Here is a 25,885-nt window from a genome sequence, read left to right on the forward strand (position 1 = left end):
AGGTGGACCTGCAGCGCGGGCTCGAGCAGCTCATCGCCTGGGTGGACGCGACGCTGTAGGGCCCGACGCTGTGTCGGGCGCTCTCCGTGTGCGTGCAGCCCGCAGGCCGCGCGGCCCGAACGGGTGAGCGCGGACCGCGCGGGGCTCAGGTGGCGAGCAGCGTGAGCAGGTAGGACCCGTACCCGGATTTCACGAGCTTCTCGGCGCGTTCGCGCAGCTCGTCGTCCGTGAGGAACCCGCGTCGCCAGGCGACCTCCTCGGGCGCCCCGACCTTCATCTCCTGGCGCTTCTCGATGGTGCGGACGAAGTTCGACGCGTCGAGCAGCGAGTCGAACGTCCCGGTGTCCAGCCACGCAGTGCCGCGCGGGAGCACCTCGACCTGCAGGCGGCCCTGCTCGAGGTAGTGGCGGTTCACGTCGGTGATCTCGTACTCCCCGCGAGGAGAGGGCTGGAGGTCACGGGCGATGGCGACGACGTCGTTGTCGTAGAAGTACAGACCCGGCACGGCATAGCTCGACTTGGGCTGAGAGGGCTTCTCCTCGAGGGAGAGCGCCCGCCCCGCCTCGTCGAACTCCACGACACCGTATGCCGTCGGGTCGGCCACGCGGTAGGCGAAGACTGCGGCGCCGTCGATGTCGGCGAATCGCTGGAGCCGTGAGCCAAGGCCCTGGCCGTAGAAGATGTTGTCGCCGAGCACCAGCGCGGCCTTCTCCTGGCCGATGAACGGGGCGCCGAGCACGAACGCCTGGGCTAGCCCGTTCGGCTCGGCCTGGATGGCGTAGGTGAGCGAGATGCCGAACTGCGACCCGTCGCCGAGCAGGCGCTGGAACTGCGGCGCGTCGTGCGGAGTCGTGATGACCAGCACGTCCCGGATCCCCGCGAGGAGGAGCGTCGAAAGGGGGTAATAGATCATCGGCTTGTCGTACACGGGGACCAGCTGCTTGCTGACGCCCATCGTGATGGGGTGAAGTCGGGTCCCGGAACCGCCTGCCAGAATGATGCCGCGCATGGACCCCATCGTGGCATGAACCCCGTGCGACGGTGTGACCATACCCTGCCGAGACCTCGAGGAGTCCTGTGTCCCGCGACCCGCGCGTGCTGCTCGACGCGACAGCGATCCCCGCCAACCGCGCAGGCGTCGGTCGCTACGTCGAAGAGCTCGTGCGGGCGCTGTCGGCACGGCACTACCCCCTCGCGGTGGTGACCCAGGCGCGCGACGCGGAGCGCTTCGCGGTCCTGGCGCCGCACGCCCGGATCGAGTCCGCGCCGGCCGCGATCGAGCCGACCGCGCGCCGGCTGGTGTGGGAGCAGACCGGGCTGCCGAGCCTGGCGCGGCGCCTGAGGGCCGACGTCGTGCACTCCCCGCACTACACGATGCCGCTGGCCTCGCCCGTGCCGGTGGTCGTCACGCTCCACGACGCCACGTTCTTCTCCGACCCGGGCGTCCACGTGCCCGCGAAGCGGCACTTCTTCCGGACCTGGACGCGGCTCTCGCTGCGCCGCGCCGCGGCGTGCGTCGTGGTCTCGCAGGCCTCCGCCGACGAGCTCGTGACGTGGGCCGGCGCGGACCGCCGGCGGCTCACGGTGGCGCCGCTCGGCGTCGACCACGCGCGGTTCCGTCCGCCCACCGAGCGCGAGAGGCACGACGCCGCCGCGCACCTCGGCCTGTCGGGTCGCCCATACGTGGCGTTCCTCGCCACGCTCGAGCCGCGCAAGAACGTCCCCGCCCTGGTCCGGGGGTTCGTGGCGGCGGCCGGGCGGATGAGCGACCCCCCGGCACTCGTCCTCGCCGGACCGCCCGGCTGGGACGACCAGGTCGGACCGGCGGTCGCGGCGGTGCCGGACGGGCTGCAGGTGCTGGCGCCCGGCTACCTGCCGATCGAGGACCTGGCCGGCTACCTCGGCGGCGCGGAGCTCGTGGCCTACCCGAGCCTCGGGGAAGGGTTCGGGCTGCCGGTGCTGGAGGCCATGGCGTGCGGGGCGGCGGTGCTCACCACGCGCAGGTTGTCGCTGCCCGAGGTCGGGGGCGACGCGGTGGCCTACACCGGGACGAGCGACGAGGAGATCGCCGGCAGCCTCGAGGCGCTCCTCGGCGACGCCGAGCGCCTGGCCGAGCTGCGCCGTCGGGCACCGCTTCGCGCGGCGACGTTCGACTGGGACCGGACCGCCGACGGGTGCGTCGCGGCCTACCGGGCGGCCGCGGGAGCCTGACCGACCCGTGCGACCTGGTCGAGAACGCGTGGTCGGCCGGCGTCGCGGGCGAAGCCGGGGCTCGAGGGGGTCAGCGGGTCGGCTCGTTCTCGGTGCCAGTGCCGGAGCTCGCCCCGGAGACGCGGGGGCGGCCCCGACCCACGAGGCGAGCAAGTCCCCATCCGGTCACCTTGACGACCGCCTCGGCAACGATCGAGCCGCTCATCTTGGACTCGCCGTTCTCGCGCTCGCGGAACTCGATCGGGACCTCGACGAGCTCGTAGCCGGCGGCGTAGGCGCGGCGGGTGAGGTCGATCTGGAAGCAGTAGCCGCGCGAGTCGACCGCGCCGTCGATCATCTGCTCAAGCACGGCGGCGCGGTACACGCGGTACCCGGCCGTCACGTCCCGCACCGGAAGCCCGAGCATCGTGCGCGCGTACCAGCTGCCGCCGCGGCTGATGAACTCGCGCGATCGCGGCCAGTTGACGACGGACCCACCCGGCACCCATCGTGACCCGACGGCGCCACCGACCCGGCCGGTCTCGTCGCCCGTGACCGCGGCGATGAGTGCGGGGAGGCGCTCCGGCGGGTGCGAGCCGTCGGCGTCCATCTCGATCAGCAGGTCGTAGCCGCGCTCGAGGCCCCACGCGAAGCCCGCGAGGTACGCGGCGCCGAGGCCGTTCTTCTCGGTGCGGTGCATGACGTGGACCCGTTCGTTCGCAGCGCTCAGCGCGTCAGCGATCTCACCGGTGCCGTCCGGACTGCCGTCATCCACGATCAGCACGTCCACCGACGCGGTCCCGAGCGCGCGGGACACGATCGACTCGATGTTCTCCCGCTCGTTGTACGTCGGGATGATGACGAGCGCAGAGGCAGGGTCGGAGCTGCGTGACACGGTGACCTCGATGGCGTGCGGGATCGACGAGCGATCGGCGGAGACCTCAGAGTAACGGTGGGCCCGCGCCGTCCCGCGCTGCTTTCCACCGCGTCAGCGGTCGGCGCCGATCATGCCCGAGCCGCGCGGGAGCACGCGCGGCGTGGTGGCGTCACGTGCCGAACGACGCGGTGAGGTCGGCGTACAACGACCACAGACGCGCGGCCGTGTCCTCCCAGCGATGGCGGGTCGCCACGGTCCGGCCCGCGGCGACCGCTGCGACCCGATCGGCGGGCGAGGAGAGCAGCCGGCTCGCCTCGGCGGCGAGCCCGGCTGCGTCGTCGACGGCGAAGGTCGCGCCCGCGTGCTCGGCGACTTCGCCGAACACCGGGATGTCGGAGTGCAGCACCGGGGTGCCGACGGCCATCGCCTCGACGAGCGGCAGGCCGAAGCCCTCCTCCCGGCTCGCGTGCACCGACACGGCGGCACCCGCGACCACTGCTGCCAGGTCCGCGTCGCTGAGGCGGCCGAGCAGGTGGACCCGCTCGGAAGCGCGCGGGGCGGCGTCGCCCCAGCCCGACGGGCCCACGACGGCGAGGTGGACGTCCTGGGGGAGCAGGGGGAGCGCCTCGATGATCGTCGAGAGGCCCTTGCGCGGCTCCAGCGTTCCCACCGCCACGAGGTAGCGCTCGGGGAGGCCGAGCCTGTCGCGCACGCGGCTCACGGAGCGCGGCGTGACCGGCTCGAGGAAGGCTTCGGCGACCCCCTCGCCGATCACCGCGACGCGGGTGTCCAGGTCGACGAACGAGCTGAGGACGCGTCGCACTGCCTCGGTCGGCACGACGACCGCGTCGGCTGTCCGGGCGGCCCGGGCGATCATCCGGCGGTGCCACGCGGCGCCGCGTGCGGTGAGCAGCTCGGGATGGGTGAAGGGCACCGCGTCGTGCACGGTGACGACGAGCGCGCCGCGGCGCAGGTGTCGAGCGGTCGGTGCGAGGGGGGTTGTCGCATGCACGACGTCACCCGGCACCCTCGGTGGGAGACCCCATTCCCACAGCGCCGTCAGGGCACGTCGTGGTACGGGAACTCGTCGCGGTCCTGCGATGCCGCTGATTCGTGCCGGGCCGATGTTCCGGTGCCAGGCTGACAGCCCACGGATCTGCCAGTCCGCGGGGGCGGACCGCGCCAGCGCGCGGCCCACTTCGACCGTGTAGCGGCCGGTGCCGCCGGGTACCGGCGCGACGGTCTGCTCGGTGACGAGGGTCAGGACGGGCACGAGGGCCACGCTAGTCGCGGGCGAGCAAGGGCAGGGGCGCCAAGAGCGATTGCTCCGTACGGCACGCGCTCCGATTCCAGCGGTCAGCGTCGCGCAAGGCGTGGCAACCTCGCTCGTCGATCCACGGCGAATGTGTCGGGTGCCCACATCGTCATCGCTGCGACCACGAGGTCTGGACGCGGACGCGAGCGGCGAGTCCGACGCGCAAGGCGAGCCGGACGGGAGCGTGGTACCAGCGCGGGTAGCGGCGGCTGAGGTAGAGGTAGGCGCTGACGTGATGGGCGCGCAGCATGGCCGCGGGCTTCGCACGCCACGAGTGGCCCTGGTCGTGCCGGATCCGCGCCGCGGGCACGTAGACGCTGGACCAGCCGCTCGCCGCGAGCCGGGCGCAGAGGTCGACGTCCTCGAAGAACATGAAGTAGTCCTCGTCGAAACCACCGACCTCCGCGAGCGCCTCCCGGCGCAGCACGAGGCACGAGCCCGACAGCCAGTCCGTGGTGCGGTCGGCCGTCGAGTCGCCCCCCTCCTGACGGTAGGCGCGCGTCCATGGGTTGGTCGGCCACACACGGGACAGCAGGGCATGGCCTACGCCAGTCGCGATCGAGGGAAAGCGGCGGGCCGAGGGGTAGGCGGAGCCGTCCGGCTCGAGCACGGTCGGTCCGAACGCGCCGGCGCGCGGCCACGCGGCCGCGTGCGCGAGGACGGTGTCGAGCGAACCCGGCTCCCACACCACGTCGGGGTTCGCCACGACGACCCACTCGCCACGGGCGTCGGCCAGACCAAGATTCGCGCCGCCCCCGTACCCGAGGTTCGACGGAGCGCGGACCAGGCGCACGCCGTCGGGCAGCTCGTCGTGCCGGAGCGGAACCCGCGACGCGTTGTCGACGACGACGACCTCGAGCTGCCGGGTGGAGGCGGTGCGGACCGACTCGAGGAAGGCCGGCAGCGCCTCGCGCGAGTCGAAGAAGACGGTCACGACCCGGACGTCCGGTGGCGCGGAGCCGGTCGCCGCCGGGTCGGTCGACTCGAGATCCGGCGACTCGATGTCAGGCATGGCGGGGTCCGGCACGGCAGGGAGCCTATCGAGCGCGCGCGGGTGACGTCGGGTCAACAGGTCGCGGTGATGGTCTTGGGCGTTGCGTCCTGAGTCGGCTGCGGCGCGTCGCTCGTAGCCGGAGCGGCCGGGTCCGAGGCACCCGAGCCGTCCGACGTCGCCACCTCGCCCTCGGGCGCCGGGTCGCTCGTGGCCGGGTCCCCGGCGGGAGCCTCCTGGGTGGCGGTGGGGGCCGGTGCGAGCTCGGGCAGCGCGGTGTAGAGGGGCTGGTCGGCCGCGAGGGCCGCCCACACGTCGTCGGCCGTCGCCGTCGCTCGGACCCGGGCGCCCTCGTAGACGAACGGCACGGTGGCGAACGTGACGTCGCTGAGCGACAGGTTGTCGAGCGACATGCCGAGGCCGACGAGCGACGTGATCTGCGACAGCCCCGGGCTGGTGGTGAGCGACTGCGTCGCCGCCGAGAGGAACTGGTAGAGCTCGCGGGAGTTCGTCAGCAGGTTCTTCGACATGAGCTCGTCGATCATGGCCGTGAGGAGCTGCTGCTGGCGGTCGATCCGGTTGATGTCCGAGCCGTCGCCGATGTTGTGTCGGGCGCGCGCCAGCTGGAGCGCCTGCACGCCGTCGAGCGTCTGCTGGCCGGCGGGCAGGTCCAGGCCGGTGTAGTCGTCCTGGAGCGGTTCGGCCAGGCACACGTCGACCCCGCCGACCGCGTCCACCATGCGCTGGAACCCGGCGAAGTCCACGAGGGCGAACTCGTCGACGGTAAGGCCCGTCATCTGCTGGACGGTGAGGATCGTGCAGGCCGCGCCGTACTGGCGGGCCTCGTCCGACCCCGTGTCGGACTGCGAGGAGCCCTGGGAGAACGCCGAGTTGAACATCGCGTCGTCCTGCGCCCACGTCGACGACCCGTCGGGGAGGGGGCAGGCGGGGATCGGCGTGAGGAGGTCGCGCGGGATGGAGACGGCGTCGATCCGGCTGCGGTCCGCCGAGATGTGGAACAGCAGCGTGGTGTCCGAGCGCATGCCCGCGTCGTTGCCCCCGATCTCAGCGTTCTCGCCGCTGCGATCGTCGGTCCCCATGACGAGGATGTTCATCGGCTGACCCGTCTTCGGGTCGTCGTACGTCGCCTCCGCGGAGGCCGACTGCGTGGCGCTCGTCGCGATGGCCCCGTTGACGAGGTCCTCGACGTCGAGCGACGTGATGTTGTTCTGGATGTCGGCGTAGGCGAAGGTGACGCCGCCGACGACGAAGGCGATGATCCCGACCCCAGACGTGAGCACACCGCGCAGCAGGGATCGCGACGGGTTGCGGCGGGCATGCCGCCAGCGAGCCATGGGGGAAGAGGTCACGCCCTGATCGTATGGGGACGGGCAGGAGGGCACCGGTCGAGCGCGGGAGCGGCCTGCGGGGCGCCCGTGGAAGTGTTGTGAACGTCGGTCACCGAGCCGGGCGACGCGGCCGGCGACCTCAGCGAGGCCCGCGCACGTCGGCGGACGCGCCGGCCGCCAGCGCGAGCACCTCGGCCACGGGGGTGACGCGTGCCGCCCGCGTGACGTCGGCGAACGGCGCGTGCCAGCCCGCACCGGCCAGCGCGACGGCGTCGGGCCGGAAGGCGGCGACCGGGCCGAGCGCGTCGGGCTGCGCCGCGACGTCGACCGCACCGTCGAGCCAGCCCGACGCCAGGTCGCCCGGCCAGCGCATCGCGAACGACGGCAGCGGGACGGCGACGGCGAGCTCCGGCCGCGCACGGCCCGCGGCCCACGTCTCCTCCCACGGGCCCGGGCGCGAGGTGACCACGACGTCGAGGGGAGCCGACGCGACCGGCCGAGGCTCGCCGTCGGGCCCCGGCGTCGCGTCGGCGCCGTCGTCCGGAAGGACGAGGCAGGACCCGGTCAACCACGCGCCGAGCGCCCACACGACCGTTCGCCAGTGCGGCGGGAGATCGAGGTGGACCCGCGTGTTCGGCCCGGCGTCGATCTCCTCGACGAGGAGGTTGGCGACCTTGGCCGCCCAGGTGGCGCACACGCGGCCGGACAGCTCGAGCTGCTCACCGCCGCCCGACCAGGTCAGACGCGGGCGGGGACCGCTCGCCAGCAGGGACGAGAACGCGGCATGGGGATCGAGCATCATGCTCCCGAACCTACGGCGATCCCCCGGCGACACGCCGAGGAGCCGAGGCGGATACCACGCATCGGCTTGACTACGAGGGGATGACACGCGTGTAATTCACATACCGCCGCAGCGCTGCGGTGGACCTGACCAGCGAGCGAGACCTTCGGAGGCAGCGGATGTGGAACATCCTGGGCGAGGGACCTCTCGCCTCACCGACCGCATGGTCAGCGCTCAACTCGGGGCCCTTCCTCGGTGAGGGCGCCCTGGAGTGGCAGGAGCGCGCACTGTGCGCCCAGACGGACCCCGAGGCGTTCTTCCCGGAGAAGGGCGGCTCCACCCGCGAGGCCAAGAAGGTGTGCGCCTCGTGCGAGGTGCGCGCCGAGTGCCTCGACTACGCGCTCGCGAACGACGAGCGGTTCGGCATCTGGGGCGGGCTCTCCGAGCGGGAGCGGCGCCGGCTGAAGCGCCGAGCAGTCTGAGGCGCCGCACGTCGTGAGTTCCGCTGCGCCGCTGCGCGAGCCCGTGTCGGTGCTCGCCGTCGTGGCGACCCGGAATGTCACTCCCTGGCTCGAAGGCACGCTGTCCGCGATCCTGCGGCAGTCCACCCCACCCGACCGCGTCCTCGTCGCGGTGTGGGACCCCACCGCGCTCGCCGCGGTCCGGGACGCCGCGGAGGCGGCCGGCCTCGCGGGGGCCGACGTGCTGCCGGCCGCGAACGCCGCCACGTTCGGCGCTGCCGTGCGCGCGGTGCTGCGCGACCGACCCGGCGCGCGCGGGCAGTGGCTCTGGCTCCTGCACGACGACAGCGCCCCTGAGCCCGACGCGCTCACGCAGCTGCGTCGCGCGGCCGAGCAGGGCTCCTCGGTCGCCGTCGTGGGCGCCAAGCAGGTCGAGTGGACGGCCCCGGACGAGCTGATCTCGGTCGGCGTCGGGATGACCCGGTCCGGTCGCCGCTTCACGGCGCTGGAGGAGCACGAGATCGACCAGGGCCAGTACGACGACCGGTCGGACGTGCTCGCCGTCGGGACCGCCGGCGCACTCGTGCGCCGCGACGTGTGGGACGCCCTGAGCGGGACCGATCCGGCGCTCGGTCCGTTCGGCGACGGCGCCGATCTCGCCCGGCGCGCACGCCTGGCCGGGCACCGCGTCGTCATCGCGCCCGGAGCGACCGTCCGGCACGCCCGCGCGAGCTACTTCGCGCTGCGCGCCCCGCGGCACGGCGAACCGGCGGTGGACGCGGCCCCCGAGCCCGAGCGGTCCTGGCCGGCGCGGCGCCAGGCGGTGCTGCACGCGCGGCTCGCCGGTGCGACCCCGATCGGTGCCGTGCTCGCGTTCCTCGGGATGTACCTGCTCGCGCCGGTCCGCGCGCTCGGACGGCTCGTGACCAAGGAGTTCCACCTCGTCGGGGCGGAGCTGCGCGCGCCGTTCGCGGCCACGGCCGGCCTCTCCGCGGTGAGCCGGGCGCGGCGCCAGGCGCGGCGCACGAGCGTGCTGCCGCGTCGCGTGCTGCGTCCGCTGCAGGTCGGGCTCGGCGAGCGCCTCGCGACGTGGCGCGACCAGCGACTGCAGCGGGCCGCGCTGCGCCGCGCCGCGCGAGCGCGCTCCGAGCTGGAGATCCGCGAGGCCGCGGCGCTCGCCCGGCGCCGCCGCACCACGCTCTCGCTCGTCGTGCTCGCGACGGTGGCGGTCGCGCTCGTCACCGTCGGTTCCTGGATCCTCGCCGGTCCGCTCGTCGGCGGTGCGCTGCTGCCCGTCGACGGCGACGTGCGCTCGCTCTGGACGCTGGCGACGTCGCCGTGGCTCGCCGTCGGGGACGGCCATGCCGTGCTCGCCGAACCCCTCCTCCTGGTCCTGGCCGCGCTGACGACCCTGGTCGGCGGGCTGTGGGGGACCCCCGTCACGGTGGTCCTGACCGCGCTCCTGGTCGGCGCGCTGCCGCTCGCGGCGATCGGCGCGTGGTTCGCCGCCGGTGCCGCCACGCGCAGCGTCGGGGTCCGCGCCTGGGTCGCGGGGGCCTGGGCGCTCATGCCCCCGCTCCTCACGGCCGTCGCGGACGGCCGGGTCGGAGCCGTGGTCGCGCACCTCGCGCTGCCCTGGGTCGCGCTCGGCGTGGCGCGCGGGCTCGGCGTCCAGCGGCGCGACGTCGTGCTGTCTGGCATGGTCGGGGCGCAGCGTGTCCACCGTTCCGCGGTCGACGACGCCGAAACAGCGCCCGCCCTGGCGCTCACCTCCGGGCGACGTTCCCCCGGGCCGATCGGCTCGATCGGCGCGTGCGCGGCCGCCGGGCTCGCCTTCGCCGTGGCCTGCGCGGGGGCGCCCCTGCTGCTCCCGCTCGGGCTCGTGCTGCTCGCGGTGCTCGCGCTGGCGCTGCCGCGTCGGGCGCGTCGCCTGCACGCCGGTCGCGGGCGCCTCGTGCTCGTGGCGGTGCCGGCGCTCGCGCTGCTCGGACCGTGGCTCACCGCACCGTTCACGTCGGCTGCGGGCGCGGACGGCGGCGCCGACCAGCTCGTCCGGCTCCTGCTGTCCGAGCCTGGCGCCGTCGAGGCCTTCACCGTGGCGTCGCCGTGGCAGTCGGCCCTGCTCTGGCCCCTGGATCCGGCACCCGTCACCTGGCTGCCGTCGGCGCTCGCCTGGCTCCCGCTCGCCCTCGCGGCGCCTGTGGTGCTCGCCGCACTCGCCGCGCTGCTGCGCGGCGGCGCGCAGGCGGTGACCGTCCGGATCGGCTGGCTGCTGGCGGTGCTCGCGCTCGCCGCCGCGGTGACCCTCCCGCTCGTGGGCGTGGGCACCGACGTCGACGGCGGGGTCGAGTCGAGCGTCGGCACCTGGCCCGGTCCCGCACTCTCCCTCGCGCTGCTCGGTGCGCTGCTCGCCGCAGCCGTCGCGGGGGAGGGCATGCGCCGTCGCCTCGGCGGCGCGACCTTCGGCTGGCGGCAGTCCGCCTCGGCGGTGCTCGTGGCGCTGGCCGCGCTCGGGCCCGCCGCGGGCGCGGTCACGTGGGTGCTCGCGGTGCGCAGCGACCCCGGCGTCGTCGAGGTAGCCGCGCGTGGCGCCGACCCCGTTCCGGCCCTCGGGCGCCAGGTGCAGGTCTCGGCCGCCTCGGCTCGTGTGCTCTCGCTCACGCCGACCGCGGACGGGCTCGACGTCCAGCTCTGGCGCGCCGACGGACCCCAGCTCGTCGACGGTGCGCTGACGACGCTCGCGCTCACGGGCTCACCCCTGAGCCCCGAGATCGCCGCGCCGGACGCCGCGGACGCCGACCTCGCGGTCGCGGTGTCGCGCCTGACCGTCGCCGCCGACGAGGCCGTGCCCGCGCTCCTGACGCACGGCGTCGCCGTCGTGGTCGTCGCGAACCCGGACTCGACCGCGCGACCGGGTGCGGACCCGTCGGCCGCGGCGGCCCTGGCGGCCGAGCTCGACGCGACCGCGGGCCTGGAGAAGGTGACCACGAACGCGTCCGGCTCGATCTGGCGCGTCGTCGCGGACGTCGCGGCGCGCGCCCGGGTGCTCGAGGCCGACGGCACCGGGTCCCCGAACGTCGTGGTGACCAGCCGCGACCTGCCGGTGGGCGGCCTGACGTCCGGCGTCGTCCAGGCCGGGGGCGAGATCCTCTCCGGCGAGGCCGACCGCACGGTCGTGCTGGCGGAGCGAGCCGATCCCGGCTGGGTGGCGCGCCTGGACGGCGTCACGCTCGAGCCCGTGACCACGGACTGGCGTCAGGCGTGGACCCTGCCCGCGGGCGCGTCCGGGCAGCTCGAGATCAGCTACGTGGACCCGGTGCGGACCCCGTGGGTCGTCGTGCAGATCGTGGTGCTGGGCCTCACGCTCCTGCTCGCGCTCCCGGCCCGACGGCGCACCCCCGAGGAGGTCGTATGAGCACGTCCGAGACCGACTCCGGGCTCGACGCCGGCCGCGAGCGCGAGGTGAGCACGACCGGCGACGAGGCCACGGCGCCCGAGCGTGCCGAGGCGACGAAGGCGCCCCGGCAGGGTGGGAAGCGCCGGCCTCGCTCGATCCACCCGGGCCGCGAGGGCCTCACCCGCACGCTGCGGATCGTGTCCGCGCTCGGGGTGCTCGCGCTCGGCGCCGGGGTCGTGGTCGGCGCGAGTGCGCTGCCGACGGCGCAGGTCGCGCAGGCGCAGCCGCTCGCCGTGGCCGTGCCGCCGACGGGGGTGGCCCTGACCTGCCCGACGGCGCCCGCCGCGACGTCCGGTGCGGCTACCGACTCCGAGCTCTCCGGCGCCTCGACGACCACGACGCAGGTGCTCGGCGCCGTGCTCGCGCGCGGCGGAGCGCTCCCGAGCGCCACCCTCGGGACGCTCACCGCGGCCGGCACGGCCCTCACCCCCGGCCCTGACGGCGCGATCGGGACGCTCGCTGACCCGGCCGAGCCGAGCGTGCTGCGCGCCGACCCCGCCGGGGGTGCGGCCGCGTTCGCCGTCGCCGCGACGGCGTCGCGGGCGGACTCCGGCGACCTGCGGGGCCTGTCCGCGGCCTCGTGCCCGGCCGGGTCGTCGACGCTCTGGTTCGCGGGCGGTCGTACGACCATCGGCTCCTCGGCAACGCTGAGCCTGCGCAACGCCGGGTCCACGGCCGCCACCGTCACGCTCGCCGCCTGGGGCGCGACCGGACCCGTGGCGCTCACCTCGACCGCCGTCGTGGTGCCGCCGGGGTCGCAGCAGACGGTCTCCCTCGAGGCCGTCGCCCCGGACCAGGACCGGCTCGCGCTGCAGCTGACCGCCGCGGGCGGCCTGGTCAGCGCCACGATCGCGACGAACCAGCTCGACGGCCTGACCCCCGCGGGCACCGACGTCGTGTCGGCGACCGCGGCGCCCGGCGTCGAGGCGCTCGTGCCCGGCGTCGTCCTGGGCAGCAGCACGATCGACGACGAGGACACCGCCCTCGTCCGCGTGCTCAACCCCGGCGAGACGCCCGCGACCGTCTCGATCGAGCTCCTCGGCTCCGACGGCGTCGTCCCGATCAGTGGCTTGAACGGGCTCGTGGTCGAGGCGGGCGCGGTGACGGACGTGACCCTCGGCGGAGCGCCGCCGGGGACCTACACGGTGCGCGTCTCCTCCGACCTGCCCGTCGTGACCGGTGCGTCCCTGGTCCGCGTCGGTCAGCCCGCGCCCGAGGACCCCGACGTCCCGGTCGTCGACCGTGCCTGGTTGTCCTCGGTCGCCTCGGGGACGTCGCAGGCGGTCGCGCTGCCCGGCCTCGGGTCGGTGGTCGAGCGGGGAGAGCTCGTGATCGGCGCGGTCGAGGACGCCACCGTGACGGCCACGGCGCTCGACGCCACGGGCACCGTGGTGGGCACCGTCGAGGTCGACGTGCCCGCCGGTCGGAGCGTCGCGCTGGACGTCTCGCAGCTCGGCTCGTCGCCCGCCCTCGTACGGCTCACGTCTGACGCGCCCGTCGCCGCGGGCGCCGTCCTCACCTACACCGACCCGCTGGGGGAGCTCGTCAGCGTGATCGGCGCGCAGCAGGACCCGCAGGTGGAGCGGTCCGCCGCCATCCGCGTGTCGCTGGGCTGACCTCTCGTCCTGCTCGGATCCTGCTCGGACCGGGCCCTCGGCTCAGGCCAGCACGGCTTCGGCGGCCACCGACCAGCGCTCCTGCCACGGCCCGATCGGCTCGAGCCCGGCGGCGCGCACCGGTTCAGGTCAGTCCGGTCGGTAGCCCGGGTCGACGGCCTCGGGCGGCTGCCCGATCAGCTCGGCGACCTGCTCCACGACGACGGCCCGCACCAGTGCGCGGACCTCCTCCTCGCCGTCGCACCGCTCCTCGACCACCCGGCGGTAGAGCACGATCCGCGCGCTGAGGCCGGCGACGGCGTCCGCCGCGAACGCCCGGCCGAGCGCGGGGCCGTGCTCCCAGGGCGCCGGATCGGACGGCGGAACGTCCTCGACGGCGAACTCGACGTCGCGCAGCTGGCGTGACCAGCGCTGCTCGAGGAGCTCGACCGCGTCGAGCACCGCGTCCTCGAAGCGCTCCGCGCGGGTCCGGCTCGCGGGCATCCCGGGGGGCAGCAACGGGCCCCGCAGGCCGCGACCGCGGCGGTCACGCCGACGCGCGCCGCGGCGCGACGGGATCGTGAGCGGGTCGAGCGCGCGGGGGGTGCGGGACACCGTCCGAGCCTAACGTCGGGGGCTCGGGTGAGCGGGTAGCGTGGCGGGGTGAGGATCCGCCAGTGCACGCGCGCCACGTGCGTTCGCCCCGCCGTCGCGACCCTGACGTACGTGTACGCCGACTCCACGGCGGTCCTCGGCCCGCTCGCCACGCAGGCCGAGCCGCACTCCTACGACCTGTGCGCGGAGCACGCCGGGCGCCTGACGGTGCCGCGAGGGTGGGAGGTGGTGCGCCTCGCGGTCGACCTCGATCACGCAGCGCCGGCGCCCACCCCCGACGACCTCGTCGCCCTCGCGGACGCCGTGCGCGAGGCCTCGCGCGCGCCCGCGCCCACGGCACCCCCGCCGCCGTCGGCTGCCTCGGGCTCGCGCCGCGGACACCTTCGCGTGCTCGACGGCGGGGAGTGACGAGGGCGCGACGGCGCACCGTGCGCTTGGCGCGCCTCGTGCGCTTCGTGCACAGGGCGTCAGCCACCCAGGAACCCGAGAACCCGGGCACCGAGACCACCAGCGAGGAGCGACGACGATGACCACACCCGATCTCGGAGCGGGCGATGCGCAGTGGGTGCGCGACGCGCTGCGCTGCCCCGTGACGCGCACGCCCCTGCGCGAGGGCACCGGACCCGACGGCGAGCCCGAGCTGCACAACACAAGCCCCGACGAGCCGCTGGCCTACCCCGTCCGGAACGGCGTCCCCGTGCTGCTGCCTGACGAGGCTCGACCGCTGGGCTGAGGCACCGCGGGCGCCCTCGCTCGCGTCCGTCCCGGCGGGGCAGCCGGCGACGGGGGAGCGGCCGGTGGGCGCCCGTCCGACCGCGGTCGCGAGGGACGCTCGCCGCGACCGCCGCGTGGACCGCCGTGGGCGGCGCCCGACGTGGGCGCCCGTCGTGGGCGCCCGCCGTGGGCGCCGGTACGACGCCCGATGCCACGTCGTTACGATGCGATCCGCAACCCGGTCGAGAGGCGGACATGTCAGCGCAGCACGGCACCAAGGCGATCCTCGCGGCGCTCGCCGCCAATCTCGGCATCGCCGTCACCAAGTTCGTCGCGTACGTGCTGACCGGCTCCTCCTCGATGCTCGCGGAGGCCGTGCACTCGGTCGCCGACTCGGGCAACCAGCTCCTCCTGCTCCTGGGCGGACGCCGTGCGGTGCGCGCGGCCGACGCCGAGCACCCGTTCGGCTACGGCCGCGCCCGGTACTTCTACGCGTTCGTCGTGTCGATCGTGCTCTTCACGCTTGGTGGCGTGTTCGCCCTCTACGAGGCGTACGAGAAGTTCCGCCACCCCCACCCGATCGAGGGGCAGTGGTGGTGGGTGCCGCTCGTCGTGCTGGCCGCCGCGATCGGGATGGAGGGCTTCTCGTTCCGCACCGCCATCCACGAGTCGCGGCCGCACAAGGGCTCCGGGTCGTGGTGGCAGTTCATCCGGCGCTCGAAGTCGCCCGAGCTGCCCGTCATTCTGCTCGAGGACTTCGGCGCCCTGATCGGGCTCGCGTTCGCGCTCGTCGGGGTCTCTGCCACGCTCCTCACGCACGACGGGCGCTGGGACGCCCTCGGCTCGGCCGCCATCGGCGCGCTGCTCGTCTGCATCGCGTTCGTGCTGGCCCGGGAGACCAAGTCGTTGCTGCTCGGCGAGGGCGCCGAGCCCGACGTCGTGGACGCGGTCCTCGCCGCCGCAGCCGGCGACGGCGTGACCTCCGTCATCCACCTCAAGACCCTTCACCTCGGGCCCGAGGAGCTGCTCGTCGCGGCGAAGATCGAGGTCCCGAGCGCGTCGACCGCCGCGGACGTGGCGGCGGCGATCGACTCGGCCGAGGGTCGGATCCGCGCCGCGGTGCCGATCGCCCGCGTGATCTACCTCGAGCCGGACCTGCGCCGCGCCGTGAGTCAGGACACCGCGACCGACTGAGTCGCGCCCCCTCGAGTGCCGCAGCGTCGCATCCGCCGTCGAGAACGGCCCATGGCGACGAGAACGGCCCTCTGAGCACGTTCGCGAGGGCACCCGGGCGTGCGCGTGTCGTTGAGAACGGCCCGTGGCGTCGAGAACGGCCCTCTGAGCACGTTCGCGAGGGCACCCGGGCGTGCGCGTGTCGTTGAGAACGGCCCGTGGAGTCGAGAACGGCCCTGGGGGTCTCCACCGCGGCGCCACCTTCGTCGAGAACGGCCTGTGGCGACGAGAACGGTCCGCTGCGGGCCGGTCTCGTCGCCACGGGCCGTTCTGGGCGGTGCGGCAAGCTCCGGGCTACCCGCGCGGCGGGCGGCCGCGCGGTCGAGGGGGCTTCTCCGGCCGACGGAAGGTCCGGCGGCGCGCACCGACCGCGACACCGACCGCAATACCGTCGGCGCGCGCCGACTGCGACACCGACCGCAATACCGTCGGCGCGCACCGACTGCGACACCGACCGCAATACCGACGCCGCGCACCGACTGCGGCGCACCCCGGGCGCGTACGCTGTGCGACCGTGACCGCACCCCAGCGCCAGACCTTTGCCACGCCGTCGGGCACGCTCGACGTCCGCGTGCGCGACCTCGCCCTCGCCGACTCCGGTCGCCACCAGATCCGCCTCGCCGAGCACGAGATGCCGGGCCTCATGGCGCTGCGCGCCGAGCTCGCGGAGTCGCAGCCGCTCTCGGGGGCGCGCATCGCGGGCAGCCTCCACATGACGGTGCAGACCGCCGTGCTGATCGAGACGCTCACGGCGCTGGGCGCGCAGGTCCGCTGGGCGAGCTGCAACATCTTCAGCACGCAGGACGAGGCGGCGGCCGCCGTCGCCGTCGGACGTCCCGAGGACGGCGGCACCGCCGAGGCGCCGCGCGGGGTGCCGGTCTTCGCGTGGAAGGGCGAGAGCCTCGCGGAGTACTGGGCGTGCACCGACGAGATCCTCACCTGGATCGACCCCGCCACGGGCGAGGACGTCGGCCCGACCCTCATCCTCGACGACGGCGGCGACGCCACGATGCTCGTGCACGAGGGCGTGGCGGCCGAGCGGCGGGGCGCGGTCGAGAGCGACCCGCAGCCGGGCGAGCGCGGCTACAGCGCCGAGCGGATCGTCTTCCTCGAGACGCTGCGGCGCAGCCTGGCGGCCGACCCGGGCCGGTTCACCCGGATCGCGGCGGGCCTGCGCGGCGTGAGCGAGGAGACCACCACGGGTGTGCACCGCCTCGCCCAGCTCGCCGAGCGCGGGGAGCTGCTGTTCCCGGCCGTCAACGTCAACGACTCGGTCACCAAGTCGAAGTTCGACAACCGATACGGCATCCGGCACTCCCTGCCCGACGGCCTCAACCGCGCGACCGACGTGCTCATCGGTGGCAAGACGGCGTTCGTCGTCGGCTACGGCGACGTCGGCAAGGGCGCGGCGGAGGCGCTGCGCGGTCAGGGCGCCCGCGTGATCGTCTCGGAGATCGACCCGATCTGCGCGCTGCAGGCGGCGATGGACGGCTTCCAGGTGGCGCGCCTGGAGGAGGTCGTGGACCGCGTCGACTTCGTCATCACCACCACGGGCAACGTCGGCGTCGTCACGGTCGACCACATCCGTGCGATGAAGGACAAGGCCGTGCTCGGCAACATCGGCCACTTCGACAACGAGATCGACGTGGCGGGCCTCGAGGCCGTGCCGGGCGTGGTTCGCACCGAGATCAAGCCACAGGTGCACGAGTGGACGCTGCCTGCGGAGGACGAGGAGATCGGTCCGGACGGCGTGGTCCGCCCCGCGCGCCCCGAGCGCAGCGTCATCGTGCTCTCCGAGGGTCGACTGCTCAATCTCGGCAACGCCACGGGGCACCCGAGCTTCGTGATGAGCGCGTCGTTCACGAACCAGGTGCTCGCGCAGCTCGACCTGCACGCGGGCGCGGAGTACCTCCGCCTGCAGGTGGCGGACGCGGAGCAGGACCAGGAGCGCGCGCACGACGGCGAGCTCGCCTCGAGCGGCGAGGTCCGGCAGGAGGGCGCTCAGGAGGGCACGGGGTTCGACGTGCACCGCCTCCCGAAGGCGCTCGACGAGAAGGTCGCGCGTCTGCACCTGGAGGCGCTCGGCGTCGACCTCACCGAGCTCACGAAGGAGCAGGCGGAGTACCTCGGCGTCGACGTCGCCGGGCCGTACAAGCCCGAGCACTACCGGTACTGAGCCGGAGGCGCCGGCCGGTGCGTCCCACCACGGGCGCGGCAGGGCGCGGGCACGCTCCGCGGCAGGGTCGGTAGAGTTTCTCGCGGAGCGCCGGGAAGACTGGTCGGCACCGTCTCGTCGACCCCGGAGCCGCCATGACCGTCCCACGCACGCCCCTGTTCAGCCGGCTCACCCCCGGCGCCGAGCGCAACCTCGCCGACACGCTCCGAGGTGAGCGCACCGGCGGCGTCCTGCTCATCATCGGTGCCGTGCTCGGCCTCGTGCTCGCGAACGGACCCACGTCGGACGCGTTCGAGCGGCTCTCCCACCACCATCTCGCCGTCGGTCCCGTCGACCTCTCGGTCGCGCACTGGGCCTCCGACGGGCTGCTGGCGGTCTTCTTCTTCGTGGTCGGACTCGAGCTCACCCGCGAGATTCAGGTGGGCGAGCTGCGACACGCACGTACCGCCGTCGTGCCCATGGTCGGGGCGCTCGGCGGGATGCTGGCGCCGGCCGCGATCTACGTCGCGATCAACGCGGCCGCTGCGGGCGGGGACGTGTCCGGCTGGGCAGTGCCCACCGCGACCGACATCGCGTTCGCGATCGCCGTGCTGGGGCTCGTCGCGCGTTCGCTCCCGACGGCGGTGCGCGCCTTCCTGCTCACGCTCGCCGTCGTCGACGACCTCCTCGCGATCCTCGTCATCGCGGTCTTCTACTCCGACGGCCTTCGGTTCGGCTGGCTCGGCATGGCCGCGCTGGCCGTCGCGGCCTTCGCCCTCGTGGTCCGCACGCGCCTCGCGGACGGCCGCTGGCTCGCCGTCGTCGCCGTGCCGCTCGGGCTGCTCGCGTGGTACGCGACGCTGGAGGCCGGGGTGCACGCCACCATCGCGGGCGTCGCGCTCGGGCTCGTCGTGCCGGCGGTGGCTCGTCGGAGCAGCCGACCCCGACCCGAAGCGTCGGCGCCGTCGGCCCCCGAGCGCACGGACGACGGTCGCGACAGCCTCGCCGAGCGCCTCGAGCACGGCTGGCGGCCGGTCTCGGCGGGAGTCGCCGTACCCGTGTTCGCGCTGTTCACGGCCGGCGTCGTGATCGACCCGAGCCTGTTCGGCTCGACGCTCGTCGACCCGGTGGCGTGGGGCATCTTCCTCGGTCTCGTGCTCGGCAAGCCGCTCGGGATCACCGGCGCCACGTGGCTGCTGTGCCGATTCACCCGCGCGACGCTCGCCCCGGGCGTGCGCTGGCGCGAGATCGGGGCCGTCGCCACACTCGGCGGCATCGGGTTCACGGTGTCGCTGCTCATCGGGTCGCTCGCCTTCGAGGGCACCCACCGTGCGGAGGAGGTCGTGCTCGTGGTGCTGCTCGCCTCGGTGGTGGCGGCCGCGATCGGGGCCGTGGCGCTCCGGCTGGTCCGGACCGGGCGCGGGACGTCCGCGCAGTAGCAGCCCGGGCCGCGCGGCCGGCGGCCCGGGCTAGAGGCTCGGGCGCCCCGGGTGCGGCGGGTCCGCTGGGGTCGTGGGCGCTCCTGGCGCAGCCGCGGGCGGGGTGTGCGGAGGGGCCGTGGGCGCGGTCGACCTCGACCCGGCAGCGTGCGCGGAGTCGACCGGGGTGGCGGCGCCCGAGCGTGCCCCGGCGCCGAGCCCCGCGACCTCGGCGAGGTCGGCGTGCACGACGGCGAGCACCAGTGCGCCGATCGGTGCGGTGAGGGCGGCGGCCACGGTTCCGCCGAGCACCGCGACGACCCAGCCCGAGACCGGCCCGGAGGTCGCCGGGAGCAGCGATGCGACGAACGCGACGGGCGAGCTCACCACGCCCGCGGCGATGTGCAGCGTGATCGTCGTGAGCAGCCAGATGCCGATCAGCCGCCAGCGCGTCCCACGCGCCAGGACCGTCGCGGCACGCAGGGCGGCAGCCACGCCCGGTGCGGGCGAGACGCCGAGCTGCGGCGCGGCGAGCGCGAGCACGGGCAGCACCCGGGCGGCGGCGACGAGCGCGGCGGTCGTGGCGAGCACGCCGGCACCGACGGCCACGAGGACCCCGCCCAGCGCGCCCGCGAGCACCACGGCACCCGCGACCGCGGCCACCAGCGCGGTGAGGAGCACGACGACGAGCGCCGCGATCGCCAGCACGCCCGGCACCCGGGGGCGCACCGCGCGCCACACCCCACGCACGTCGGCCCGGCCGCGGGTCGCGACCTGCCGCAGGGTCACCGCGGCGACCGCGCCGAGCAGTGCCGTCCCGAGGACCGACGTGAGGGCGCCGAGGGTCGAGACGAGCGCCTGCGAGAGCATCGCGTCGATCTCGGCTCCGGCGTCCGGCGGGACGGCCACGTCCAGGCCGTGCTCGATCTGGGCCGCGAACCGCGAGTGCGCCGAGAGCAGCGCGGCCAGCACCCCCAGCGGCACGACGACCAGCGCGCCGAACGTCCACATCACGCGTGGCGCGGCGCGGATCGCCGCGATGGTGGCGTCGACGAGGTCGCCGACGGCGAGCGGACGTCGGTCCGCGGGCGGAGGGCCCGCGGGGGCCGGCGGGGGAAGGACGGGCGGGGCGGCGCTGTCGTCGTCGCCGCCGGCGCCCGCGGCGCGTCCGGGAGCGCCCGCGCGGCGGCCGGTGGTGGGCCGTGGCGGGGGCGTGAGGTCGGGGGGCTGCCACCGCCCGTCGTCCCAGCCCCGGCCAGTGGTCACGGAATGACACGATAGGCCCATGAGCTCACGCATCCTCGTGGTCGACGACGACCCCGCCATCTCCGAGATGATCGGCATCGTGCTGGCCTCGGAGGGGTTCGAGGCGGCCTTCTGTCCCGACGGCGAGCACGCGCTCGAGGTGTTCAGCGAGGTCGGCCCCGACCTCGTGCTGCTGGACCTCATGCTGCCGGGCAAGGACGGGATCGAGGTGTGCCGCGACATCCGCCGCCTGGCCGACACGCCGGTGGTGATGCTGACTGCGCGCAGCGACACGCTCGACGTCGTGCGCGGGCTCGAGGCGGGCGCGGACGACTACATGGTCAAGCCGTTCAAGCCCCAGGAGCTCGTCGCGCGGGTCAAGGCGCGCCTGCGCCGCCAGGACCACGACTCCACCGAGCGCCTGCACATCGGCGACCTCGTGATCGACGTCGCGGGCCACCGCGTGCTGCGCGGCGGGGAGCAGATCGCGCTCACCCCGCTGGAGTTCGACCTCGTCGTGGCCCTCGCGCGCAAGCCGTGGCAGGTGTTCAGCCGCGAGGCGCTGCTCGAGCAGGTCTGGGGCTACCGGCACCAGGCCGACACCCGCCTCGTGAACGTGCACGTCCAGCGCCTGCGGGCGAAGATCGAGCGGGACCCCGAGCACCCCGAGGTGGTCGTCACGGTGCGCGGCGTGGGCTACCGCGCCGGGACGCCGACCACCTGAGCGACCGAGCCTCGAGCCACCGCGACCCGCGACCTCCCAGACGGCCCAGCACCGTGAGCCCGCCGAGACCCCCGAGCAGTCCGTGAGCAGCCCGTGAGCACTGTCGCCTCCCCGACGGACGCCCGCCCGCGCCCCCGCTGGCGCGGCCTGCGCCCGCGCCGACGCATCGCCATCGCGCTGGCGCAGGCGCGCAGCGCGTGGCGGCGCTCGCTGCGCCTGCGGGTGCTGGCCGTCACGACCGTGGTGGGCATCGTCGCGCTCGCGCTGGTCTCGGCCTACCTCTCCGACCGGGTGCGGGACGCCCTGTACGACCAGCGCGTGGCCGAGGCGCTCGCGGACGCGTCCTCGCGCACCGCGCAGATCCAGGCTCAGTTGGATGCCGCGACGGCGACCACACCCGCCCAGGTGCAGTCCGTGGCGTTCGAGATCGTGCGGGCCGCGCAGAGCCCGGGATCCGGCGCGATCGGCACGATGCTGCGCCGCAGCCCGTCGGACACGGGGATCAGCCCGATCGACTTCTCGGTGGGTTCGCCGGTGGCCCTGAGCGAGGACCTGCGCAGCGCCGTGCAGGACTCCACGACGCAGCAGTGGCAGGCGGTCACGGTGGACACCGCCGACGGCACGGGCCCGGGCGTGGTGGTCGGCGCCCGCGTCTTCCCGCCGGAGGTGGGCGCGTACGAGCTGTACTTCGTCTACAGCCTCATCCCCGAGCAGAGCACGCTCACGCTCATCCAGCAGACCCTCGCGCTCGCGGCGTTCGCGCTGCTCGGGCTGCTCGCCGCGATGGCGCTGTACCTCACCCGGCAGGTGCTCGGCCCGGTGCAGCAGGCGGCCCGGACGGCGGAGAGGCTCGCCGCGGGGCACCTCGACGAGCGCATGACGGAGCACGGCCGCGACGAGCTGGCCCTGCTCGGCCGCAGCTTCAACGAGATGGCCGAGAGCCTGCAGGACCAGATCGAGCGGCTCGCGGGCCTCTCGCGCGTGCAGCAGCAGTTCGTCTCGGACGTGTCGCACGAGCTGCGCACGCCGCTCACCACCATCCGGATGGCCAGCGAGCTCCTCTACGACGCGCGCGGGGACTTCGACGCGACCACGCGCCGGTCCGCCGAGCTGCTGCACGCCCAGGTCGACCGGTTCGAGGCGCTGCTGGCCGACCTGCTCGAGATCTCGCGGTTCGACGCGGGGGCGGCCGTGCTCGACGTCGAGCACCTCGACGTGCGCACCGTGGTGCGCCGCGCCGTCGACCTCGCCGCGCCGCTCGCGGAGCGGATGGGCACCTCGTTCGTGCTCGAGGAGCCGGGCCAGGCGTGCCGCGCGGACCTGGACCCGCGACGTGTGGAGCGCGTGCTGCGCAACCTGCTCGCGAACGCGATCGAGCACGCCGAGGGGAGGCCCATCGAGGTGGTCGTGGCGGCGGACGACCGCGCGGTGGCCGTGAGCGTCGTCGACCACGGGGTCGGCATGACCGCCCGGCAGACCGAGCAGGTGTTCGACCGCTTCTGGCGCGGGGACCCCTCCCGTGCCCGCACCATCGGCGGCACGGGCCTGGGGCTCGCGATCTCGCTCGAGGACGCGCGGCTGCACGGCGGCCGGCTGGAGGCGTGGGGCAGGCCCGGCGTCGGCGCGTCGTTCCGCCTCACGCTGCCGCGTCGCGCGGGCGTCGTGGTGACGAGCTCGCCCGGGCCGCTCGAGCGCACGACGGCGGATCCCGAGCCCACACGCGTGAGCACCGGTCCGTCGCCGGCGGCGCTGCCGGAGCTCGGCGAGACCAGAGAGGTGGGGCCATGACCGCCGTCGCGGAGCGAGCGGGTCGCCCGACCGGCCGGGCGACCGGCCCAGGGACCGGCAGTGGTGTTGCCCGGGGGACCGGCCCAGGGAGCGACCGCAGGACGAGGCGCGCGGCGGTGCTCGCCGTCGTGCTGGCGCTCGCGGGCCTCGTCGCGGGCTGCGCGCAGCTGCCCGTGTCCGGCCCGGTGCACCAGGGCCGCACGGCGGCGCCCGCCGCCGACGCGATCCGCATCGAGGCGAGCCGCCCCGGCCCGGGGGACGGGCCGCAGGAGATCGTCCAGGGCTTCCTCGCCGCCGGACCGGCCGGGCTGTCGGCCGACGGGGACTTCGAGGTTGCCCGCTCCTACCTCACGACGTCGGCCGGCGCGCAGTGGTCGCCCCTCGCGGAGGTGGTGATCGCGCGCAACGACGAGCCGCAGAGCTTCCGGGTGGACGACCAGGACGCAGCGATTGAGGACGCGACCGACTCCGCGACGGACGACGTCGACAATGACGGTGACGGTGACGTCGACGGTGCCGGTGCCGCCACGAGCGCGACCGGCAGCGGGACGGACGGCACGGACGACGGCGAGCCCGCCCCCGTCACGCCGGCACCGGACACCGACGGCACGGGCGCGCCCGGCGGCGGGGGTGCGGACGGCGCGGGCAGTGCCGCTACCGCGGGCGATCGCGTGACGGTCACGCTCGCCGTCGTCGCGGCGGGCGACCTCGACCCGGGCGGGGTGTACTCGGTCTCGGAGTCGCCCGGGACCTCCGAGCTCGCGTTCGGGCTGGTCCGGGTCGAGGGGGAGTGGCGCATCGAGACCCTCCCGCAGGGCCTCCTGCTCACCGAGTTCCAGTTCTCCCAGGTGTTCCGGGCCGTCCCGCTGCAGTTCCTCACGCCCGATGCCGCCTCGTTCGTGCCGGACGTGCGCTACGTGCCGGTGCGCAACTCCGCCTCGTACGCGGTGACGCTGCTGCTCGGCGGGCCGGCGCCGTGGCTTGCGCCCGCCGTCGTGACGCGGATCCCCACCGAGGCGAGCCTCGAGCAGGGCCGCAGCGTCGCGGTGGCGGACGACGGCAGCGTCGAGGTGCACCTCGCGCAGTCGGCCGCGGACGTCCCGGCGGCGTCGCGCGACCTGGCGGTGGCCCAGATCGAGGAGACCCTGCTCGGGGTGCCCGGCGTGCGGGACGTGACGGTGTGGCTCGCGGGCACGCCCTACGAGCCCGCGGCCGACGCCCCCACGCCGAGCCTCGGCGCCGACGTCGGCGACGTGCTCGTCGGCGTCGGCGAGGAGGGGCTCGTCGTCGTGACCGACGACGACGTGGTGCCGTGGGTCGCGTGGGCCTCGGGCGTCGCGGCGGACGACGCGCCCGCGGTGACGGGACTGACCGACCCGGCGCCCGCGTACGACCCGGCGGCGGGGCTCGCCGCGCTCGCAGGGTCCTCGCTCGTCCACGTCGCTCCCGACGGCGCGGTGACGGAGCTTCTGGCCCTCACCGATCCGCTCCCGCCCTCCCAGGACCCCCTCGGCTGGGTCTGGACAGGGGATCGCGGCGCCGCGGACCTGCGGGCGGTGGGCCCGGACGGCCAGGTGGTCACGGTCGCGGCCGACGGCCTCGCCCAGCTGAGCCCTCGTCAGGTGCGGCTGTCCCGGGAGGGGGCGCGCGCCGTCGTGCTCGGGGAGAGCGACGGGCGTGCGGTGCTGGTGGCCGCGTCGGTGGTGCGCGGGGGCGACGGCGAGCCGACGCGTCTCGTGCTCGGGCCCACGCTCGCCGCGTTCGCGGGCGGGCTCGACGTCGCGTGGGCCGACCCCACGACGGTGGCCGCGCTCGTGACCCAGGACGCCTCGGCGGCCCCGCTGGTCCGGTCCGTCACGGTGGGTGGGCCGTCCGCCGTGGTGTCCTCCACGCCCCAGGCCGTCACCCTCGCGGCGGGCGAGGGGGTCTCGCACCTCTTCGTCGGGACGGCGGACGGTCGGCTGCTCGTGCGGGTCTCGCTGCGCTGGGACGAGGTCACCACGGGCGTGGGGGAGCCCGCCTTCCCGGGCTGACGCCGTCCACAGGCTCGGCGCGGCCGCGGGGCGCGCCTGCCAGCATCGAGGGATGGCACGGCTCCCGCGACCGCCTCGGCTCGCCGCCCTCGTGCGCGACGTCGCCGCGGAGGCGACGCGCCTCGCGGTGCCGCTGGAGTGCGCCGGCTGCGGTCGCTGGGACGTCGTGCTGTGCGCCGCGTGCCTCGAGCTCCTGCGACCCGAGCGCGTCGACGGCGGCGCGCCCGCGCTCGAACCCGGCCTGCCGGTGTGGGGCTGCGGGTGGTACGAGCGCGAGGTGCGCCGGATCGTGCTGGGCTGGAAGACCCGGGGCAGGCTCGACGTCGAGCCGCACCTCGCGCGGGTGCTCGCCGCGTGCGGAACCCGGGTCGCGGGTGGTCCCGACGCACCCGGCGGCGCCGAGGTGTGGGTGGTGCCCGCGCCGTCGGGCCCGCACCGCCGCCTGCGCGGCCGCCCTCCCGTGACGCGGCTCGCCCTCGCCGTCGCCCGCGGCCTGGCCGAGGCGGGCCGGCCCGCGCGCGTGGTCGTCGCGCTCGGCGGAGGCGGGCGGCGCACCCACCGGGGCGCGGGAGCGCGTGCCCGACGGCGGCACGCGCCCGTGCGCACCCGGCTCGCCCTGGACGGGACGGCCGTCGTGCTCGTCGACGACGTGCTCACCACGGGCGGAACGCTCCAGGCCTGCCGGACGGCCGTGACGGCGGCCGGGGGCACGGTGCTGGGCGCCGTCGTGCTCGCCGCTGCCCGCCCTCCGGGACGCGCCGTCCACGGACTGTCACGCTCGGTCATGGTCGAGTAACGTCCCTGTATGGAGCGCGTCCCGAACCCGATGGCGGGGACACGTGGGGCGGCGCTCACCGAGGGGGTGGTGCCCTGATCGCGCCACCCGGCACGGGTGGACCGCCCCACTCAGCCCAGACCGGCACTAGCCGGTCACTCTCCTGGAG

Annotated in this window: 21 protein-coding genes; 13 read left to right on the top strand and 8 right to left on the bottom strand. The window is 75.2% G+C overall.

The window, feature by feature from the left end:
* Positions 1 to 145 precede the first annotated feature (145 nt).
* On the bottom strand, positions 146 to 1,009 hold the full coding sequence (rfbA, locus tag FH969_RS05070) for a glucose-1-phosphate thymidylyltransferase RfbA (protein WP_139986357.1): 864 nt from the start codon (positions 1,007 to 1,009) through the stop codon (positions 146 to 148).
* Between the two features lie 68 nt (positions 1,010 to 1,077).
* Between rfbA and FH969_RS05075 the strand changes: the two genes are divergently transcribed.
* Complete coding sequence (locus FH969_RS05075) at positions 1,078 to 2,211, top strand: glycosyltransferase family 4 protein (RefSeq protein WP_139986358.1); 1,134 nt, start codon at positions 1,078 to 1,080, stop codon at positions 2,209 to 2,211.
* Between the two features lie 70 nt (positions 2,212 to 2,281).
* Here FH969_RS05075 and FH969_RS05080 read toward each other — a convergent pair whose 3' ends face one another.
* The 5 genes from FH969_RS05080 to FH969_RS05100 form a co-directional block, all read right to left on the bottom strand.
* Positions 2,282 to 3,085, bottom strand: a complete 804-nt coding sequence (locus tag FH969_RS05080; protein WP_218975266.1) for a polyprenol monophosphomannose synthase — start codon at positions 3,083 to 3,085, stop codon at positions 2,282 to 2,284.
* A gap of 151 nt (positions 3,086 to 3,236) precedes the next feature.
* Complete coding sequence (locus tag FH969_RS05085) at positions 3,237 to 4,487, bottom strand: glycosyltransferase family 4 protein (protein ID WP_246071717.1); 1,251 nt, start codon at positions 4,485 to 4,487, stop codon at positions 3,237 to 3,239.
* Between the two features lie 4 nt (positions 4,488 to 4,491).
* Positions 4,492 to 5,409 (bottom strand): glycosyltransferase family 2 protein, encoded by a 918-nt coding sequence (locus FH969_RS05090; RefSeq protein WP_246071718.1) that lies wholly within the window; start codon positions 5,407 to 5,409, stop codon positions 4,492 to 4,494.
* Positions 5,410 to 5,447: 38 nt separating this feature from the next.
* Entirely contained in the window at positions 5,448 to 6,743 is a 1,296-nt protein-coding gene (locus tag FH969_RS05095; RefSeq protein WP_139986360.1) for an LCP family protein, read from the bottom strand.
* A gap of 118 nt (positions 6,744 to 6,861) precedes the next feature.
* On the bottom strand, positions 6,862 to 7,524 hold the full coding sequence (locus FH969_RS05100) for a TIGR03089 family protein (RefSeq protein ID WP_139986361.1): 663 nt from the start codon (positions 7,522 to 7,524) through the stop codon (positions 6,862 to 6,864).
* Between the two features lie 158 nt (positions 7,525 to 7,682).
* On the opposite strand from FH969_RS05100, the gene FH969_RS05105 reads away from it, so the two are divergent.
* Genes FH969_RS05105 through FH969_RS05115 form a run of 3 tightly spaced genes read left to right on the top strand, consistent with a single transcriptional unit; the run spans position 7,683 to position 13,037 of the window.
* Positions 7,683 to 7,985, top strand: coding sequence for a WhiB family transcriptional regulator (locus FH969_RS05105; RefSeq protein ID WP_108717946.1), 303 nt, complete (start codon positions 7,683 to 7,685; stop codon positions 7,983 to 7,985).
* A 13-nt stretch (positions 7,986 to 7,998) separates the two neighbouring features.
* Positions 7,999 to 11,379 (top strand): glycosyltransferase, encoded by a 3,381-nt coding sequence (locus FH969_RS05110; protein WP_139986362.1) that lies wholly within the window; start codon positions 7,999 to 8,001, stop codon positions 11,377 to 11,379.
* Positions 11,376 to 13,037, top strand: coding sequence for a DUF5719 family protein (locus FH969_RS05115; RefSeq protein WP_139986363.1), 1,662 nt, complete (start codon positions 11,376 to 11,378; stop codon positions 13,035 to 13,037). The genes FH969_RS05110 and FH969_RS05115 overlap by 4 nt, the downstream gene beginning before the upstream one ends.
* Before the next feature lie 129 nt (positions 13,038 to 13,166).
* Here the strand turns inward: FH969_RS05115 and FH969_RS05120 are convergent, their stop codons facing one another.
* A complete protein-coding gene (locus tag FH969_RS05120) occupies positions 13,167 to 13,631 on the bottom strand; it encodes a metallopeptidase family protein (RefSeq protein WP_234417757.1) in 465 nt (154 codons plus the stop codon).
* Between the two features lie 48 nt (positions 13,632 to 13,679).
* Here FH969_RS05120 and FH969_RS05125 point away from each other — a divergent pair, with 48 nt between their 5' ends.
* The 5 genes from FH969_RS05125 to nhaA all read left to right on the top strand — a co-directional run bounded on the left by FH969_RS05125 (position 13,680) and on the right by nhaA (position 19,172).
* The gene (locus tag FH969_RS05125) at positions 13,680 to 14,039 is read left to right on the top strand and encodes a DUF3499 domain-containing protein (RefSeq protein WP_108717942.1); all 360 of its coding nucleotides are present in this window, start codon (positions 13,680 to 13,682) and stop codon (positions 14,037 to 14,039) included.
* A 118-nt stretch (positions 14,040 to 14,157) separates the two neighbouring features.
* The gene (locus tag FH969_RS05130) at positions 14,158 to 14,364 is read left to right on the top strand and encodes a Trm112 family protein (protein ID WP_108717941.1); all 207 of its coding nucleotides are present in this window, start codon (positions 14,158 to 14,160) and stop codon (positions 14,362 to 14,364) included.
* A gap of 236 nt (positions 14,365 to 14,600) precedes the next feature.
* The gene (locus FH969_RS05135; protein ID WP_139986364.1) at positions 14,601 to 15,539 is read left to right on the top strand and encodes a cation diffusion facilitator family transporter; all 939 of its coding nucleotides are present in this window, start codon (positions 14,601 to 14,603) and stop codon (positions 15,537 to 15,539) included.
* Positions 15,540 to 16,092: 553 nt separating this feature from the next.
* Positions 16,093 to 17,754, top strand: a complete 1,662-nt coding sequence (ahcY, locus tag FH969_RS05140) for an adenosylhomocysteinase (protein ID WP_139986365.1) — start codon at positions 16,093 to 16,095, stop codon at positions 17,752 to 17,754.
* 134 nt (positions 17,755 to 17,888) lie between these two features.
* On the top strand, positions 17,889 to 19,172 hold the full coding sequence (nhaA, locus tag FH969_RS05145; RefSeq protein WP_139986366.1) for a Na+/H+ antiporter NhaA: 1,284 nt from the start codon (positions 17,889 to 17,891) through the stop codon (positions 19,170 to 19,172).
* A gap of 30 nt (positions 19,173 to 19,202) precedes the next feature.
* Here the strand turns inward: nhaA and FH969_RS05150 are convergent, their stop codons facing one another.
* Entirely contained in the window at positions 19,203 to 20,417 is a 1,215-nt protein-coding gene (locus tag FH969_RS05150) for a hypothetical protein (protein ID WP_139986367.1), read from the bottom strand.
* Positions 20,418 to 20,436: 19 nt separating this feature from the next.
* Between FH969_RS05150 and mtrA the strand changes: the two genes are divergently transcribed.
* The 4 genes from mtrA to FH969_RS05170 all read left to right on the top strand — a co-directional run bounded on the left by mtrA (position 20,437) and on the right by FH969_RS05170 (position 25,737).
* Positions 20,437 to 21,120, top strand: a complete 684-nt coding sequence (gene mtrA, locus FH969_RS05155) for an MtrAB system response regulator MtrA (protein WP_108717936.1) — start codon at positions 20,437 to 20,439, stop codon at positions 21,118 to 21,120.
* A 93-nt stretch (positions 21,121 to 21,213) separates the two neighbouring features.
* Positions 21,214 to 22,908: an MtrAB system histidine kinase MtrB gene (gene mtrB / locus FH969_RS05160; RefSeq protein WP_139986368.1), complete on the top strand. Its 1,695-nt coding sequence runs from the start codon at positions 21,214 to 21,216 to the stop codon at positions 22,906 to 22,908.
* A 116-nt stretch (positions 22,909 to 23,024) separates the two neighbouring features.
* Entirely contained in the window at positions 23,025 to 24,941 is a 1,917-nt protein-coding gene (locus FH969_RS05165; RefSeq protein WP_139986369.1) for an LpqB family beta-propeller domain-containing protein, read from the top strand.
* A 52-nt stretch (positions 24,942 to 24,993) separates the two neighbouring features.
* Complete coding sequence (locus FH969_RS05170) at positions 24,994 to 25,737, top strand: ComF family protein (protein ID WP_139986370.1); 744 nt, start codon at positions 24,994 to 24,996, stop codon at positions 25,735 to 25,737.
* Positions 25,738 to 25,885 lie beyond the last annotated feature (148 nt).

This window comes from Miniimonas arenae (assembly GCF_006351005.1).
Taxonomy (GTDB): domain Bacteria; phylum Actinomycetota; class Actinomycetes; order Actinomycetales; family Beutenbergiaceae; genus Miniimonas; species Miniimonas arenae.